The following is a 17,860-nucleotide window of genomic DNA, read 5'->3' on the forward strand; positions in this document are numbered from 1 at the left end:
AATAATTCTTGATTCCAGAAATTGCCTGTGTAGGAAATTCTTCTTCTTTGCAGTTTGAATGATAAAAAATTAGCAGTTTCTTTGGAAAACAAAACATCCAAGCAAAAACCTCTCATGAAGATATTAATCACCGGCGGCGCTGGTTTTATCGGATCTACCACCACAGATCTCCTCCTTTCCAAAGGTTATGAAATAAAAGTCATTGACAACCTCAGTACCGGACGCATAGAAAACCTTCAACAAGCTTTGCAATCGGATAAATTTGAGTTTGTCCAGGGTTCTGTGACTGACAAAGACCTCATAGACGAATACGTTGCCTGGTGCGATCACTGCTATCATTTTGGCGCGCCCGTTGGAGTACAACTGGTCATGGATCATCCCGTCCGCACCATCCTCGACAACATCAGGGGAGCAGACAATGTCATGGCCGCAGTCCACAGACACAAGAAAAGAGTCTTGATTGCTTCTACTTCAGAGATATATGGCAAAAGCCTGGATTTGCTGGATGCAACTCACAAAAGAAAACTCACCGAGGCTGACTATAGAGTAGAAGGAAGTACCCGAAATCACCGCTGGGCCTATGCAAATACCAAGGCCATGGATGAATTCCTCGCCTTCGCCTACCATAAAGAATTTGGGACAGAAGTAGTCATTGCAAGATTTTTTAATACGGTTGGGCCTCGTCAGTTATTCAATTATGGCATGGTCATTCCAAATTTTGTCAAGCGAGCCCTGATCAATGAAGATGTGCCCGTCTTTGGAACAGGAGAGCAAAAAAGAAGCTTCATGCATGTCAAAGATGCAGTAAGAGCAGTGACCAAACTCATGATCAGTGGAAAAGGCGTGGGGCATGAATTCAATGTGGGGAATCCTATAGAGATCACCATGAATCAATTGGCTGAGCGGGTAATCCAAAGAGTGGGAAGTTCCTCCAAAATCATCCATAAGTCCTATGAAGAGGTATATGGAAAAGGATTTGAAGATATGAATCGACGCACAGCAGATATCTCCAAACTCGTTGAGTACCTCGACTTCGAAATGAAGTACGATCTGGACGATATTCTGGATGATGTGATTGCCTATTATAAAAATAGAGTCGAAGCCTAATCGACCCAGTTAATCTTCCGGCTAATCTGAAAATCTTTATGTCGGAGAGTAAGGGCATAAATCCCGGCGGGAAGAGAGCCACGATCTACAGAAAGGGTATATATTTGAGCAGCTTCGGCTGTACGGGTATATACCCTTTTGCCGTCTATTCCATACATCTCTATCTGAATTTCCCCTTGCCAGGATCCCTCCAGTTTTAACAGAAAGTTCTCCCTGGCAGGATTGGGGAAAATGCTCAGGCGGGCAAGTTCAGGGTCAGGCTCTGTGGAAACATTATTCCTTACCAGAATTTTCTGTTTATAATCTCGGCTACAAACCCCATCTGAAACCCTGAGATTTACCTCATAGGACCCAGCACTGCTATAAACATGAATGGGGTTCTTACTCATGGCGCTGTTGCCATCTCCAAAATCCCAGCTCCAGGTATTTGCATTGGCATTCTGGTCGCTAAATAAAATTTCTCTTGCCTGACTGACTTCTGCGAAAAGGAAATCTTCATTGGGTCCTCGATCAAGCACTCTACAGAAATAATTGGACTTTGCGGCATCTGCATGTCCTTGCAATCCTGCAAGATCATCCGCAGCCAAAATCGCAAAGGCCAGGGTGTCTTTTGCCCCAATTGCCATAGAGAAAGGACCACCAGAAATAAATTGGGCAATATCTCTCCCCTGCGTTCCCAGGCCGGCAGTAGCAGTTGCGGTATCCGGCTCATTGCTCAAGGCAATAAATTTGGCTGTATTGCTAAAATTGAAACCCGGACTGGGTAAAGAAGCCGCATAGGCCTTGAAGTCTTGATCTGTCAACAGGGTCATGCCGTAGTGTCGGGGATCAATCCCCTGGGCATCTTTAGCATAGACCATTGTATTGCTTCTGTCAAAAAGGGCAAAATTTCGGTTAAAATTTCCAGCAAAAATGTCCCAATCCGCGAATAGACCCGCATAGAGGTCTGCGATCATTTGTCCCGAAATATTCTCTACCTCAAACTGGAAAATCACATAATCATCATGCGCCGTATCCGAAAATGCATACGTATGCTGAGAAATAGCCAGCCCCAGGGGATTTAAAGAAGTCGCATCATCAAATTTACTCAAGGCCTGAAAATCGCTGCGTTCAGGATTTTCTATTTCCTTCACCAATTGAGAGAAGGCAAAGTCCTGATCTGCTGAAAAAAGATTATTCCGGATTCGGTCAGAAACAGCTGAGCTATTCCCAATCAAAAAACCTCCTTCAAATAAGGCATTCTCTCCCTCCTCATATCGAACCCCTAAACCCTCGGTCAATTGTCCCAGTGCATTGAAACCGAAATTACCCTGGCTGTTTACAGAAGTGGAGAGAAGGTTTTCCTCAATATCCAACCAGGTTTTATTCACCCGAAACTCCAAATATTCAAAATCCTCATAGCTATTTGCATCATCTGAATAATTCAACTTCAGGGCAAGTGGGACATTGTAAGGCAAAGAGCTACTTAGCACCACTTTAAATCCTGTACCATTATCAAAACGATCCCACATATTCACCTGCCCTTTCACCAAATCTCCTTCTAAAACATTCACGAAACTTTGTAAACTGTTGGGAACTGACAATTGAATGTAAAGGTCATTGGATGGATGTAGATAATTGATAAAATCGACCGAAATCAATAAAGTATCCCCTGATAAAAAGCGACTATCCCCATCGAGATCTTTTATTTCAAAAGTTTCTGTTCGGATGGAGGGTTTTAAAGGATCGGTAAGTGCCCGGTACAGATTTACACGTCCATTCCCCAAGCGATCCTCATAAATACTACTATCATTGACCGTGTAAATCTCATCAGCCGTTACCCGCATTCGCTGGGCGGCCTGGAAACCTGTCAATTGATCAAAGTGTGCCAGGACAATTCCCAATGCACCTGCAGCCATAGGAGCCGCAGCAGATGTTCCTCCGAAAAAAGCATAAGTATCCTGAAAAGTACTGAGGACACTGCCCCCTGGAGCTGCTATGTCTACTGAATAATTGAAAGTGGAATTGGGGAAAATCACATCCTGGTAAAAGGAATTGGCAACAGAAATACACTGAGGATAGGCTGCCGGATAAAATTTCTCATCCCGCCTACTATTCCCTGCAGCTACAATCAAGGCTGCGGATCTATTTACGGTAGCATACTGTACTACATCCTGTCCAAATCTCGAATTATCGCGTCCTCCCCAGGAACAATTTACGATTTGTGCCCCTTGATCTACCGCATAAACAATTCCTTCATATCCATAAAAAACAGCCGTGATGGAATCATCGGGAGCAGCTTTAATCGGTAAATAGCGACAATTGAAACTGGATCCGGCTATACCGATACCATTATCTGTGGTGGCTCCCAAAATGCCCGCAACAAAAAAACCATGTACATTTCCCACATTGGGGTCATTATCGCCTTGTCCATCCAGGGTATTCCCTCCAAAATCCCAACCTGCATAATTATCAACAAAGCCATCCAGATCATTGTCGATCCCATCAATGGGATCATCCACATTCAGTCCCAAATTATCCTGCATATCTTCATGCTGGCCCTTATGTCCCGAATCCACAACTCCTATGAGTATGCTGGAATCTCCTCTTTGGATATCCCAGGCTTCATAGGCACGGATTTGCCCGAGTCCCCATTGCCAGGGAATATTGGAAGATGAAGTTTCAGTAGAATCAGCAAAAGGATCGTCTGGTGTATAAAAAAGCTGATGTATATAAGCGGGTTCAGCATAAGAAATTTCTGTCAATCCATCCAGACGGGCAACTGCTGACAAAAGCTCTTGTCCTTTATCAAAACTAAGCCGATAGATCAGACTAAGATCAGCCAGCTCACCGGCTTTCGATTTGCTTTGTGCAGGAGGAGTGTGATGAGGAAAAATCTTCTGTATCTCAAGCCCTCCAATTTCTGCGAAGGCCTCCTGAACAGCAGCTATATTGATCTGATCATTTTTGCATCGGTCACGGTATTCATCCTTCACTTTCAGGATCAATTGACCATTTATGAAATTCTTTTCCCCTACTCCAAAACCATCTTTCAGGCTCTGCGCATGGAGGCCCGAAAATCCTATCAATAGAACAAGGATCAGGTATTGTGCTGATGTAAGTGTTAGACGCATTTTTAAACAAAAAAAGGAGGGTATGACGCGATCTTTTTGCTTCCCCAGTTGATATATGTACCAAATTAACAATTCAGCTACAGAAAAGGTCTAATAAGTGTCACGATTTCTTACTCAGGCGTGTTTATAGAGAAGAAAAAAAGGAAAAAACCACAAAGGCCTGAGATTTTTCTTTAATCAATTATTGTCTAACTTTAACTTTTCAATTTCAAATTATTTATGAATCCACAAGATTTTCAAAAATACGCAACCCAACATCAGCGGATAAACAGCCTTGTTATGCACGACTATGTGAGCCATGTGAATGGTGCAGCAGGAAGTGCGGGTAATATCTATGGACTTACCCCAAATATCATTGAGGAGCGTCAGATGAACGCCGTAGCGATGGACGTATTCTCCCGTCTTATGATGGATAGAATCATATTTCTAGGGACAGGAATCAATGATCAGGTAGCAAATATTGTGAGTGCACAGCTCCTTTGGATGCAGTCTGTTGATGCGAAAAAAGACGTAAATATCTATATCAACTCCCCAGGTGGAAGTGTTTATGCCGGTCTAGGCATCTATGACACCATGCAACTCGTTAGTCCAGATGTAGCAACTATCTGTACAGGCATGGCTGCATCTATGGGAGCAGTTCTTCTTTGTGCAGGTGCTGCAGGTAAGCGTTCGGGGCTACCTCATTCACGTGTGATGATTCACCAACCAATGGGCGGAGCACAAGGACAGGCTTCTGATATTGAAATTGTACACCAGCAGATCCAGTTGTTGAAAAAGGAATTGTATGAAATCCTTGCTAAGCATTCTGGACAGACTTATGAAAAAATCTGGGAAGACTCTGATCGCGACAAGTGGATGAAAGCTGATGAGGCCAAAGCCTACGGTCTGATTGACGATGTCCTCGCACCTGATCAAGAAGCCTAGATTATAAAGAATTTTGAGTATGCAGATGAGAAATGAAAGTTGTTCTTTTTGCGGGCGGTCAAAGAGAGAAGTTCAAATACTACTTGCGGGATATGGAGGTGCACATATTTGCGAAAATTGTGTAGCTCATGCTTCTACCATTATTGAGGAGGAGTTTAAGGAAAAACCTATAACTCGCATCACTCGGGTACCGAAACCCCGTGAGATTACTGAGCACCTCAATAAATATGTCATAGGGCAGGAAGAAGCCAAGAAAGTATTGTCCGTTGCTGTATATAATCACTACAAGCGGATCATGGATTCTGAATCCCGTACAGACGATGATGTAGAACTCGAAAAGAGCAATGTACTCATGGTGGGAAAAACCGGTACCGGAAAAACCCTCATGGCTAGAAGTATCGCTCGTCTGCTCAATGTTCCTTTTTGTATCGCAGATGCAACTGTACTTACCGAAGCGGGTTATGTGGGTGAGGACGTAGAAAGTGTGTTGGTGAGATTGCTGCAGGAAGCGGATTATGATGTAGATGCAACCGAAAGAGGTATCGTGTACATCGATGAGATCGATAAGATTTCCCGCAAGTCCGACAATCCTTCCATCACCCGTGATGTAAGTGGAGAAGGCGTACAACAAGCCCTTCTTAAGCTGCTCGAAGGCTCTGTTGCCAATGTTCCCCCCAAAGGAGGAAGAAAGCATCCGGAACAAAGTCTGGTACAAATAGATACAACCAATATTCTCTTCATCTGCGGAGGCGCTTTCGAAGGAATAGAGAAAAATATATCCAAGCGGATTTCCGTACAAGAGATCGGATTTACGTCTACCAATGGTAAAGATATTGAAGGAGAAAACCTCTACAGATATATCCAGCCTGCTGACTTAAGATCTTTCGGTCTCATCCCGGAAATCATTGGTCGACTTCCCGTACTCACCTATCTCAATCCTCTTGACGAGAAAGCCCTGAGAAGGATTCTCGTTGAACCCAAAAACTCTATCATTCGTCAATATAAGCGCATGTTTGAGTTGGAAGGCAAAACCCTGAGTTTTGAGGATGATGTCCTGGATACAGTTGTGAACAGGGCCAGTGAACTGAAACTGGGAGCTCGTGGTCTAAGATCAATTATCGAAGCAATCATGCTGGACGTCATGTATGATATGCCGGAGTCTGATGTCGAGCATTACCATATTACGATGGATATTGCCCGTGAGAAACTGGTCGAAGCAAACCTGATCAATTTCCGCCAGGCGGGATAAAACAATATTTTTAGAACAAAATTGCCATTCCTGATTTATATTAGGGATGGCATATTTTTTAGCCCATTAGCCTAAAAGCAGTAAGCAAACAGGCCTTATCTATGAATTACCCCGACCTATCCGATCCAATCATTTTTCTGGGAGCTTCGATCATGGTTTCGCTGGTTGTATTTTTCCGCTATGTTCTCATTGCCGGTGGATTCTATCTTTTCTTTTATGTTTTCAGAATCAAACAATACGAACAGCGTAAACTGAGCAAAAGACTTCGGGAGAAAAATCAATCCCGCAAGGAAATCCTTTGGTCCTTCTGGACTTCTCTGGTATTTGGAGTTAGCGGGGCATTTATGCTCTGGGCCTGGCAAAAAGGCTATACGCAAATATATTTTGACATTTCCGAGCATCCTCTCTACCTGCTACCCCTGAGCTTTTTTGGAACCATGCTTATCCATGAAACCTATTACTACTGGTTGCACAGGTGGATGCATAAACCTAGCGTCTATAAACTGATTCATCGTGTTCATCATGATAGCATCGTTACCTCTCCCTGGACCTCCTTTTCTTTTCACCCCTGGGAATCTGTCCTACAATCCATCGTAGTGCCTTCACTTGTATTTATCTATCCCATGCATGTGTCCGTAGTGCTGCTACTCCTGACAACCATGACGCTTACCTCCTGTATTAATCACCTCGACATAGAAATTTATCCCAAAGGCTTTGACAAGCATTGGTTAGGAAAATGGCTTATAGGGGCTACCCATCACAGCTTGCATCACTCCCAGTTTCGCTTTAATTATGGCCTCTATTTCACCTTTTGGGACAAATGGATGGACACAGAAAGTCCGCATTATCATAAAAGGTTTAAGGAGAAAACCGAGGAAGGCAGTAAGGAAAAGCTTGCAAAAGTATAGGGAATCCTAAAACTTTGTTGTAAAAAGGGGTGCGAAAGCACGATTGATAAAACAACATGCACTTTAGTGTTTTTATTGTCTATAAGATGCATCCATAGCATGCATTTTATTGTTATTAATAATGAACCTATAATCTCGCGGACATGAGTACTTACAGACACATCCAGTTTTGGCTGCTCCTTGGTCTATTTATGATATTCAGTAATGCATTTGCTGATGGAGAAAAATCCATTCAGGCAAAGATCAATAAAGTGGTCCGCACCGCTGAGTCATATATAGGTACTCCTCATGTCTGGGGAGGGATGAGTAAAAAAGGCATAGACTGTTCTGCATTGATGAAAGTGAGTTTTGCTGCTGGAGGAATTGAACTTCCTCGAAATTCGCGTCAACAAGCCACCGTTGGTAAAGCTGTAAGGCGTAGAGACCTCCGTAGAGGGGATTTAATCTTCTTCAAGATCAATGGAGCTAAAATCAGTCATACAGGTCTTGTAACCAAACGTATAGGCAATGATGTAGAGTTTATTCATACCTCCTCTTCGAGGGGTGTAATGAAATCCCGGCTCAATGAAAAATACTGGACCCGACGCTACTCAAATGGACGCAGGGTATGGAAAGGTAGAGAGAGAAGGCAGCAACGTCCGCCTATCGCATCCACGCCGCCACCCAGAAAAGCAGACAAAGCTGCTCCACAGACTGATCCTGTGATAGTCGAAGAACCCAGAGAAGAAAGACCTCCAAGCGCGATTGGTGCCGGTCAATTCCCTCAGGGATCCAGTCACGAGTTGAAAAGAAAAACCCTCAAGCGTATGAGTGATAGTGAGCTTACACTCGTAAGTATGGAAATATATGCCCGAAACGGCTATATTTTCCCCACACCAAAAGCACGCAAGATGTTTGAAGACCTGGATTGGTACCAGGCCATTCCCAATAAGACTTCCAACAGACGTAAGCTCAATAGACGTCTGAGTCTACTTGAGAAATCCAATCTGAAACGAATCCGGAAAGAATTGTCCAAAAGGATCGGGAGCTGAAACCGCTGAGAGCCTATTGCCTCATAGCCGCACTCCCTGATTCGTGCAGAATAATAGCGTGCATACAAAGCCAAAAATATGTAAAGATTGCAAAGCTCCCTTTTCTTACAAAAGAAAGGGGAGCTTTGATTTAGGCGGAGGGCTTACAGATAGCTTTACTTAACGATCACATCTGTAGTAATCGTCACAAAATCTCCCGATCCCAGTTCTCCAAAAGCGATACGCGTGGATTCGGTATGATCATCATTGGTCAGGAAGTTGTTTTGATTAAAAGCTTCTACTCTGACGTAGATAGGGTTGGGACGATAAACCCATTGGGTTCCACTGGCAAATCCATTGCCTTGCAAATCCATAGCAGGGAAAGACAATCTTCCATTGGCATCGGTTGTCCCGATATTATTGTTCGCTACATTGGGAGATCCTGTATACAAGCCATCACGATTGTTGTCTTTGTGCTCATTGTAGGAAGATTGGAAAGGAAACAGGATCACCGTAGCATCAGCGATGGGGTTTCCAGCTTCATCTTCTACAAAAAAGATAAGCTCCGCCATGGGAGTAATATTGGGTTCAATTTCTTCTGCACAGGATGCTAGTCCCAAAATCAGGAATACACCCAACGTAATTTTCCAAACCCAACTATATTTGTTCTGAATCATCATTACCTATTTTCTGCAATTTTCTAGAATAACGAATAAAAAATCAATCCATTATCAGACATTTTGCGCTTATTTGGGCAAGAATATCAGATAGATCTTTTATTAATAACGGTCAATTACTCATTTCTGCTGCAAGATCAGCTTTTCCTCCGAAAAAAGAGCTTAAAAATAAAGATACTAGCTTAGGACATGCGAAAGATATTCATAGCCATAAGCCTCCTATTGAGCATTCTCTTTATACTTGCCCTCCGGCCTGTACCTATGCTTAAGGAAAATGAATGTAAAGAGGTAATCGGAACGTTGGAGCGACTGCAAGAAGGGCCGGGATATGACCTGGTATTCAAATTGGCTGAGGATTCCAGGCACTTCTATATCAATAGAGCCCTGGAACAGGGATTGAATCTCGCGGAATTGAAAGCCCAACTTATCGGAAAAGAGATAAGCCTAAAATATCCCGAACACTGGACGCCTCTGGATCCCTTTAATGAAAGTATTCATGTTTCCATACTCGAATTTGAAGGAAAAAAACTCTATGACGAAACCCCTCAGGAATAAAGGCCTATTTTTTCTCTGCCAATAAGTCTTTCTCGATTAGGGTTGCGGCAATTTTGGCTATCAGCTCAAAAGGAATTCCGGATCTTTTAGCCATATCCAGCAAAGAATATTCTCCATCAGCAAGATTCAATACCCAAAGCATAGCCATCTGCAAGGCCTTGCTATCACTATTTCCTCCAATAGCATCGTACAAGCCTCTCTTTCCTAATTGAGGTTCGCATTTGGGGGAAAGGTTAACATAGGTCTTATTGGCTTCCAGAAGCTCAACTACTTTTCGGTACATCTCCAGAGATTCCTCGATATATTCGGGCCGAACCAGTTCAAGATTATCTCCGGAAGTATGATACTCCGGATATTGTCCAAATTGGGTACGGGTAAAATTGCCTACTGCCAGATTGAAAGCAGGAGAACAGAATTGGCGTTCATCATATCCATAGGGAAAGAAGTCTATCACTTTATGAGCTTTGCCCGATTGCTCCAGTACATACTCAGCAATTTGGTCAATTTCAGCATCTCCTCTTCGACTTCGTTTATAGGTAAAATTGCCGGGGTCTCCCAATAAAGAAGCTACCAGGCCGTGTTTGATGTAGGGGATTCTCTCCTCATTTTCAGCTAACCAGGTAATCGATCCAATAGTACCCGGAATGAACAAAAAGCGATACGAATACCGATTGCTGGAAGTCAATAGTCCTTTCGCCAATTCCGTCACCACAGCTATACCAGTCAGATTATCATTAGCCAAAGAGGGATGGCAGATATGCGCCGAAAAAATCACTTCATCGGAACTTTCCCCTGGAATATACAATTCTCCATAAGTCAGAGATCCTGCTTCAAGACTTGAATCAATAAATACCTCGTATTCTCCATTCTCCAATTTCTGTAAATCCTCATGCCGCATACAAAAGCCCCATTGTTCCCGATAGTAACTGGTTCTATAGGGAATAAGATCCGGCTGATCCGGAAGGCTATACACATGCTTTTTCAGTGCCTCAAGATCCATTTTTTGATGGACAGGCGTACTATAATTGAGGATATGGAGATTATGCTCGGCAAAATCAATCACCTTATTTCCCGCTGCGTCCTTCACCCAGGCTTCACGGATATTCCATTCCTTGGGTACAGTCCAGTCAAAGACCTGCTTTCCACTCGGAACCTCAAAAATATCCAGGGGGATTTCTTCCTGGAGCATGCGGAGGCTTTCTCTTACTCCATTTCCAGTGATGCTACGGCAAATTGGATAGAGGCGCTGAGCAAGCTGATGCATGCTTTCGCCAATACGGGATTCTGTAATCATGTCAATAAAGGTAGGCGATTAAGCCCAAAAATCAGACGAAAATTACGGGAAGATATTAGGCTGCTTCCTTTTCAAACTGAAGGACTTCCCGATTCCTCGCTGCCATTCTTTTTTCACGTGGTGTACGGATATTAAATTTCCGCATAAGTTTACCCGCCCAAACCCGAGGTTTGATGATCAGGTAATAATGTACCATGATGGAAATTGCAGCATATAGTGCCGATAAAATCCTAATGGGAAAGAAAACCTCACGAAAAGCTTTTTCTCTAAAGCTAATCTCCTTGAAAGCATCTATGCTAATTTTAAAGAAAGGCATAAATCCCCAGATAAAATTCTCTCCCATGGTTCTCACATATTTGTGGAAATCACTGGAGGTTCCATCCATAGACTTATAGTAACCATCCAATTCTAACTGCCGCAATTTTCCTTTAAATGCGAGTCCAGCCAAAAAATGCCAGTCATTGCCCAAAACAGACCTCAATCTGAGTTTCTTACCCCAATCCAATCTGAACATACCATGAATCAGTCCCGCCATCTTGGAAGTCTGATAAAGTTTCAGGGAACGTAGTAAGGGAACATTACCATCAATGGTTTGTCCTTCTTCACAATCTTCCACGCGTCCATCAACCATGTAGTTTACCTTTCCACATACCAGCGCATATTCTCTGTTATTTTCCAGATAGTCTACATATGTACTGAGGATACCAGGAGGAAAATAATCATCATCAGATAGGTAGATAAAATATTTTCCATTCGCAACATGGAGGAGGTATTCGAAATTGGGCATCAAACCCAAATTTCTCGACTGCCTGTGATAATTGATGCGATGATCCATGCGTGCATATTTTTCACACAATTCTCGAGTCCCATCAATCGAGGCATTATCAGATATGATAATCTCCAGATTGGGATAATCCTGAGCAAGTAAAGAGGACAAGGCTTTTTCTACACGGTTGGCTCCATTAAAAGTAGGAATTCCAACACTTACTAGCGGTCTAGGGTTTTCCGACATGGCATCGGCTTTTTAAATGGTTTTCAACATCCGGTTTTGCTTCCGGTAAACTGGTTGTACAGATCGTCCTATAAGGTATTTATTCACCCCTTCCTCAATGGCTTTTTTATAAACATTGAGGGCTTCGTGGAAGACCTCTACGGTACGGTCAGTATCTTTATCTGTATGAGAGAAACTATTGACAAGATTGGGGGCAATGATCCCTCTTTTCATGATTTCCTGCAGAAAGAGAGTTCGATACGGTTGCGAGGGTAGTTTGTCCTGCCCTTTCGTACCAAATACCAGACATGCTGGATGCCCAATAATAGAGAAATACTCTCCAATCCCATATTCATCAATAGATTTCTGGATACCTGCGCGGAGTCTTTCTCCCTGGTAATCCAGATATTCAATCACATTATGCTTTTTATATTCGTCAACAATGGACATATACGCGGCCAGGGCATGATTTTCTGCACCATGTGTAGTCGATAAGAGGAATACTCTCTCTTTATCGTGATGCAATCCCCCCAGTTCCATCAATTCTCTTTTCCCTGCCAAAGCGGAAACAGCAAAACCATTTCCCATCGCTTTTCCGAAAGTTGTCAAATCAGGTACAACTCCATATTTGGTTTGAGCTCCCCCTAAGTGCCAACGATATCCGGTGATCATTTCATCCAGAATAAATACGGTTCCATGTGCTTTACAAAGTGACATAAATTCGCACAGGAAATCCTGATCTACCGGCGTGTATTTCTCTGTTTCCATGATAACACAGGCAATATCATCCGGATATGCCTCAAACATCGCCTTTACAGATTCAAGGTCATTGAACTTGAATTTGAGGGTTTGGTTGATCACGTTTTGAGGAATGCCTGCATTGATAGCAGTCGCCCCAATAAACCAATCATCAATGGAAAAGAAAGGATGATCACCACAAATGGCAATTAGGTCCCTTCCGGTATAGGCTCTGGATAGTTTAATCGCCGCTGTAGTGGCGTCTGAGCCATTTTTGCAAAACTTCACCATTTCCATTCCAGGAGTAACTTCCAGGAATTTCTCGGCGGCTTTCAGCTCTATGTGAGCAGGTCTTGCATAATTATTTCCCAATTGCATCTGCTTGTAAGCAGCTTCTATGGGTGCTTCGTATCCATGTCCAAGACTAATTGCCCGCAGGCCCATTCCATACTCAATAAACTCATTACCATCCACATCCCATACATGGCATCCTTTACCTCGCTCAATAATGGGAGGCATAAATTCCGGATACTGGTCATCCCCCTTGGCGTAAGTATGCGCGCCGCCAGGAATTAGTTCATGAAATTTGGGTTGAAGTGCTAAGGAGTTGCTAAAGTCTGTAATCTTATCCATGAAAAATCGAAAAAAGTATCATATCATGTGTGCCTGCCTGTAGTTTAGCTTCTACTATTCAAAAAAAAGAAAAGGAAGCAGTATCTAAAGGAAAAGCTACTGAATGGATACATTTGTCTATTGAATGGCAAAAATATATCCATTTAAAGATATGAGTCTTCTCACCTAACGTGAGAAGACCATTTTTCTTGCATGGAAAGCTTCAGCATATCGGCTGGGGCTGGCGGATTCAAGACCTCGTACCCGCATCAGAGAAATGAAGGTTTCTCTGTCAAACCAGTGTTTACCTGCCTGGGTAGGAAATGCCTCAAGCAGGATTTCAATCTTCCGTTCGGCATCTTCCTCATCTATATGGAAGAAACAATTCGGAATTCCCAGATCTCCGTCATATTTGGGGATTTCATACTCAAGGATCATATGGTTCCGGAAAGTGTTCCAGGCCAGATCTGATAGGAGTCTATGATCCTGATGTCTATCTGAACGATAATGGGTAAATACCACATCCGGCTCAAATCCTTTTTTGATTTCCTCAAATTTTTCCTTGATCTCCAGGGCTGAAAACTGGAGGAAGGCATCCCTGAAGCTAAATACGCTAACTTCAGCAGGGACGCCTTCCAGAAATTTGGCAGCGCTTGCCTCCGCCTCATTTTTTCGCGTTTCATTGGAGGCGAAAACGACCCAACGAACTTTGGCGATTTTATAGTTTCTAAATAAATGAAGCAAGGTTCCTCCGGCTCCAATCTCAATATCATCGCTATGAGCTCCCAGGCACAAGACATTGAGGCCTTCGGATTTATCAAAGGTCAAAAACTGCATATTTCTTTATTACAACTGTATCAACTCTTTTGGATTGACATCTTTTTCCTGCCAGACAGTCCAGGGAGTATTTCCTTTCGCCTCCATTTCATCCAACTTCATTTTATCCTTGAAGGTATCCATCGCTTCCCAGAATCCATTATGGTGATAGGTGGTCAGTTTTTTATTTTCGATCAGCCTTTGGAAAGGTTCTGCTACCAATTCGTCTCCATACTCCATATAATCGAAAATCTGAGGTCTGAAGGCAAAGTAGCCCACATTTAACCACAATTTTGCATTAGAAATAGGAGAAATTGAAGTAACCAGACCATCTTCCTCTGACTTGATGACATGAAAACTGGCCGTCGGTTTGTAGCTGGCAAAGCTGGCTACCTTATCCGGTTGCTCTTTGAAATGGTCGATCAAAGAAGGGAGGTGAATATCAGATAAACCATCTGAATAATTCGCCAGAAACATTTCCTCTCCTTCGAGGTATTGTCTGACTTTCATCAGACGCATTCCAATATTAGAATTGATACCGGTATCAACAAAGGTGATATTCCAGTCTTCTATGTCAGAATTGATCAGTTCTATGTTCTTGCCCCCTTTCGAATAGACAAAGTCATTGGAAATGGTCTCATCGTAGTTGACAAAATAATCTTTGATATAATCCCCTCTATATCCCAGGGCCAGAATAAAATCTTTATGACCGAAATGTGCATAATATTTCATCACATTCCAGAGGATGGGTCTGTATCCAACCCGTACCATAGGTTTCGGAATGGTTTCAGAGTAGTCTCGCAAGCGAGTTCCAAGGCCACCGCAGAAAAGTACAACTTTCATTAAATGGGTAATTAAAGGTTAAGTTTATTAAGGTGTTAGCACGGGTGGATCAAAAACAATGGTCTCCGGAATCGGAACAACAAATTTAGCTCCCCACTCTCCAATAAAGGCCATCTGCCTGATGATTTCATCTTTGATGTTCCAGGGGAGAATCAATACATAATCAGGTTTTGTTTCTGCGATTTTATCCGGATGGTGGATAGGGATATGGGTCCCTGGCAGAAATTTGCCTTGTTTATAGTCACTCCTGTCAACCACATAATCCAGAAAATCTTCCCTGATTCCACAATAGTTGAGCAAGGTATTTCCTTTACCAGGCGCTCCGTATCCAACTACTGTTTTTCCAGATCTTTTAGCATCTATCAAAAAACTCAGCAATTTCCGCTTGGTCTCTTTTACTTTTTCTTCGAAGTCTGCATAGAACTCAAAGCTGTCCATCCCCAAATCTTTTTCCCTTTGTAGCAGAGCTTGTGCTCGCTCTGTGACAGGAAGGTCTGTGTTCTCTGTATGTCTCCCATAAATTCTTAAGGAGCCTCCATGAGTAGGAATTTCTTCTACATCAAATAAGGTCAGACCTGCCTTGGCAAATATTTGGGTTACCGACAGAAAAGAAAGGTAACAGAAATGCTCATGATATATCGTATCAAACTGATTTTCTTCTACCAGGCGTTGCAAATGAGGAAATTCCATCGTTATCACGCCTTTTTCTCCCAGCATTACCTTCATTCCCTCTACAAAGTCATTGATATCCGGAACGTGAGCCAGCACATTATTTCCCAATAGAAGGTCCGCAGAACCGTATTGATCTTTGAGTTTTTTGGCTGATTCTACCCCAAAATACACAACCTCTGTCCGCACTCCTTTTTCTATAGCGACAGCCGAGCAGTTTTCAGAAGGTTCTACCCCCAATACGGGTATTCCTTTTTCGACAAACCATTGTAGCAGATATCCATCATTACTGGCAATTTCTACCATCAGATTATCCTGTTTAAATCCAAATCGCTCGACCATCAAATCTGTATAGTCTTTTGCATGCTGGACCCAACTGGTAGAATAAGAAGAGAAGTAGGCATATTCCCCTCCAAAGATTTCTTCGCCACTCACATACTCATCTAATTGAACCAACCAACAATCTCCGCAAACAAAAGTATGCAGGGGATAGAAAGGTTCCATCGAGTTCATCTTTTCGGGGTAAATGTAGCTTTCACAGAGCGGGGACATACCCAGATTTACCATGCTACTCAAGTTTGTTGAGTTGCAAAATCTACAGCTGCGATCCTGGGCAGATTCTGCAGCGCTATGGGAATGATTAGCCATAAGAGAAATGTTTTAGAATAGCCTAGAGGGCTAATCCAGTAAAAGAATCGGTTAAGTATGGATAATTTTGATCTTTTTCGGAAAGAATCGTTGCTTCGAGCGGCCACTCAATACCTATACGAGGATCGTCAAACCTGATACCTCCTTCATGACCGGGAGTATAAAAGGCCGTATGATGATAAATCAAATGTGTATCCTCTTCCAGGGTTTGAAAGCCATGGGCAAAACCTTCCGGTATATATATCATTCGTTTATTTTCAGCAGATAGCTCTACACCTATCCATTGGAGGAAGCTGGGAGAATCTTTTCTTATATCTACCAAAACATCGAAGACCTTACCTTTAATGCATCGGATCAGTTTGATCTCAGCAAAAGGGGGATTTTGATAGTGAACGCCCCGAATACTGGCTTTGGTTCGGGTTTCAGAATGATTGAATTGGACAAACTCTTTCGAATGTCCAATTCCTTCAAATTCATTTTTACAATAGGTGCGGGCGAAAAGGCCTCTTTCATCTTTGAAAGCTTCCAAATCGATTATATAAGCATCCTTGAGCTTCGTTTCAGTAAATATCATTTACACCAGACTTAATGACTCATCGATCTCTTTGTTGTCGAGCAAGTCATTAACCACTACCAATCTCATCAAACGGGATTTTCTGAAATCTGCATCCTTAAATCCGATACCTCTCAATCCCTCGATCAATCCTTCAATAGAAGTTTTGAGTGTAAATTCTGGTTGATGATCTGGAGCCAGCTCTTTAAAGAGATCAAAATTAACGCGGTAAGATCGTTTATCGGGCTCGGCATTTTCATTAACAGAAACGTCAATATTCGGCAAAAGACGTTGCACTTCATAAGCCAACTCTTTAACCTGGTAGTTCCATTCATTACTACCGGTATTAACAACGAGGAAATTCCCTCCATTTTCATTGCTTCTTCCATTGGACCAGCGAATAGCTCTAGCCATATCCAACACATTGATCAGGGGTCTCCAGGGAGTACCATCACTGAGAATGTCAATCTTACCGGAAGTCAGTGCTCCAGCAACAAAGTCATTTACTACCAGATCCAGGCGAGTTCTTTCACTCATTCCACAGGCAGTAGCAAATCTGTGACAAGTAATCTGAAAGTCATCACTTGCCAGTGGCTCAAGATCTATTTCAGATTGAATCTTTGATTTTGCATAAGCCGTAAGTGGATTCAGGGTAGAAGATTCAGTTCGGGGAGCATCTTCTGCAGCACCGTATACACTACAACTAGAAGCGAAAATAAATTTTTTGACCCCATTTCTTTTGGCCATTTTGGCAATTTCTACATTAGCTTTGTAGTTTATATCCATAGTGGGTTTCTCAAAGCGATTACCAATGGGGTCATTGGAGATAGCAGCAAGACTTACGACCGTATCAACTCCTTCGAGCAAATGTTCCGGGAATCGACGTACATCACCATAATGCTGGACGTCCAAATATGCTTCCGGGGCAATTTTGGTACTTGTCAAATGTTTGGCAAAATAGCCGGAGTCAAAACCGATAAGCGTCGCATCTGGATGATGCTTGCGAAATTCTTTAATGAGCCCGGGTCCTACATATCCTTGGTTTCCTGTAATGAGTACCTTCATTGTGCGTTTTTACTTTGTGATTAATGGTGATATATCTAATGTATAATTAATAATTGTGCCAATAATTAAGAATGCGGAATCATGTATA

At 42.6% G+C, this 17,860-nt stretch carries 16 protein-coding genes; 6 read left to right on the forward strand and 10 right to left on the reverse strand.

Annotated features, from left to right (window positions below; translation table 11 throughout):
* The first annotated feature begins 114 nt into the window (after positions 1-114).
* Positions 115-1,107, forward strand: coding sequence for a GDP-mannose 4,6-dehydratase (locus tag R8P61_21345; GenBank protein MDW3649629.1), 993 nt, complete (start codon positions 115-117; stop codon positions 1,105-1,107).
* Here the strand turns inward: R8P61_21345 and R8P61_21350 are convergent.
* Positions 1,104-4,220 (reverse strand): S8 family serine peptidase, encoded by a 3,117-nt coding sequence (locus R8P61_21350; protein MDW3649630.1) that lies wholly within the window; start codon positions 4,218-4,220, stop codon positions 1,104-1,106. The two genes, R8P61_21345 and R8P61_21350, sit on opposite strands and share 4 nt — an antisense overlap.
* A gap of 219 nt (positions 4,221-4,439) precedes the next feature.
* On the opposite strand from R8P61_21350, the gene R8P61_21355 reads away from it, so the two are divergent.
* From R8P61_21355 to R8P61_21370, 4 genes are all read left to right on the forward strand, one after another.
* Entirely contained in the window at positions 4,440-5,144 is a 705-nt protein-coding gene (locus tag R8P61_21355; GenBank protein ID MDW3649631.1) for an ATP-dependent Clp protease proteolytic subunit, read from the forward strand.
* A 25-nt stretch (positions 5,145-5,169) separates the two neighbouring features.
* Positions 5,170-6,393: an ATP-dependent Clp protease ATP-binding subunit ClpX gene (gene clpX / locus R8P61_21360; GenBank protein MDW3649632.1), complete on the forward strand. Its 1,224-nt coding sequence runs from the start codon at positions 5,170-5,172 to the stop codon at positions 6,391-6,393.
* A 101-nt stretch (positions 6,394-6,494) separates the two neighbouring features.
* A complete protein-coding gene (locus tag R8P61_21365; GenBank protein MDW3649633.1) occupies positions 6,495-7,301 on the forward strand; it encodes a sterol desaturase family protein in 807 nt (268 codons plus the stop codon).
* Between the two features lie 143 nt (positions 7,302-7,444).
* Positions 7,445-8,332: an NlpC/P60 family protein gene (locus tag R8P61_21370; protein MDW3649634.1), complete on the forward strand. Its 888-nt coding sequence runs from the start codon at positions 7,445-7,447 to the stop codon at positions 8,330-8,332.
* 155 nt (positions 8,333-8,487) lie between these two features.
* Here the strand turns inward: R8P61_21370 and R8P61_21375 are convergent, their stop codons facing one another.
* A complete protein-coding gene (locus R8P61_21375; GenBank protein ID MDW3649635.1) occupies positions 8,488-8,991 on the reverse strand; it encodes a hypothetical protein in 504 nt (167 codons plus the stop codon).
* Between the two features lie 186 nt (positions 8,992-9,177).
* On the opposite strand from R8P61_21375, the gene R8P61_21380 reads away from it, so the two are divergent.
* Positions 9,178-9,543: a hypothetical protein gene (locus R8P61_21380; GenBank protein ID MDW3649636.1), complete on the forward strand. Its 366-nt coding sequence runs from the start codon at positions 9,178-9,180 to the stop codon at positions 9,541-9,543.
* 4 nt (positions 9,544-9,547) lie between these two features.
* On the opposite strand, the gene R8P61_21385 is transcribed toward R8P61_21380, so the two are convergent.
* From R8P61_21385 to R8P61_21420, 8 genes are all read right to left on the reverse strand, one after another.
* Positions 9,548-10,837, reverse strand: coding sequence for a DUF4910 domain-containing protein (locus tag R8P61_21385; GenBank protein MDW3649637.1), 1,290 nt, complete (start codon positions 10,835-10,837; stop codon positions 9,548-9,550).
* A gap of 55 nt (positions 10,838-10,892) precedes the next feature.
* A complete protein-coding gene (locus R8P61_21390) occupies positions 10,893-11,849 on the reverse strand; it encodes a glycosyltransferase family 2 protein (GenBank protein MDW3649638.1) in 957 nt (318 codons plus the stop codon).
* Positions 11,850-11,861: 12 nt separating this feature from the next.
* Positions 11,862-13,199 carry a glutamate-1-semialdehyde 2,1-aminomutase gene (locus R8P61_21395; protein MDW3649639.1) on the reverse strand — a complete coding sequence of 446 codons (1,338 nt, stop codon included), beginning with the start codon at positions 13,197-13,199 and terminating at the stop codon, positions 11,862-11,864.
* A 165-nt stretch (positions 13,200-13,364) separates the two neighbouring features.
* Complete coding sequence (locus R8P61_21400) at positions 13,365-14,015, reverse strand: PIG-L deacetylase family protein (protein ID MDW3649640.1); 651 nt, start codon at positions 14,013-14,015, stop codon at positions 13,365-13,367.
* A 9-nt stretch (positions 14,016-14,024) separates the two neighbouring features.
* Complete coding sequence (locus tag R8P61_21405) at positions 14,025-14,837, reverse strand: sugar phosphate nucleotidyltransferase (protein MDW3649641.1); 813 nt, start codon at positions 14,835-14,837, stop codon at positions 14,025-14,027.
* Between the two features lie 27 nt (positions 14,838-14,864).
* Entirely contained in the window at positions 14,865-16,154 is a 1,290-nt protein-coding gene (locus R8P61_21410) for a class I SAM-dependent methyltransferase (GenBank protein MDW3649642.1), read from the reverse strand.
* Positions 16,155-16,176: 22 nt separating this feature from the next.
* Positions 16,177-16,728 carry a dTDP-4-dehydrorhamnose 3,5-epimerase gene (rfbC, locus tag R8P61_21415; GenBank protein MDW3649643.1) on the reverse strand — a complete coding sequence of 184 codons (552 nt, stop codon included), beginning with the start codon at positions 16,726-16,728 and terminating at the stop codon, positions 16,177-16,179.
* Positions 16,729-17,772 carry an SDR family oxidoreductase gene (locus R8P61_21420; GenBank protein ID MDW3649644.1) on the reverse strand — a complete coding sequence of 348 codons (1,044 nt, stop codon included), beginning with the start codon at positions 17,770-17,772 and terminating at the stop codon, positions 16,729-16,731.
* Positions 17,773-17,860 lie beyond the last annotated feature (88 nt).

The organism is Bacteroidia bacterium (genome assembly GCA_033391075.1).
In the GTDB taxonomy this organism is placed as follows: Bacteria; Bacteroidota; Bacteroidia; order J057; family J057; genus JAWPMV01.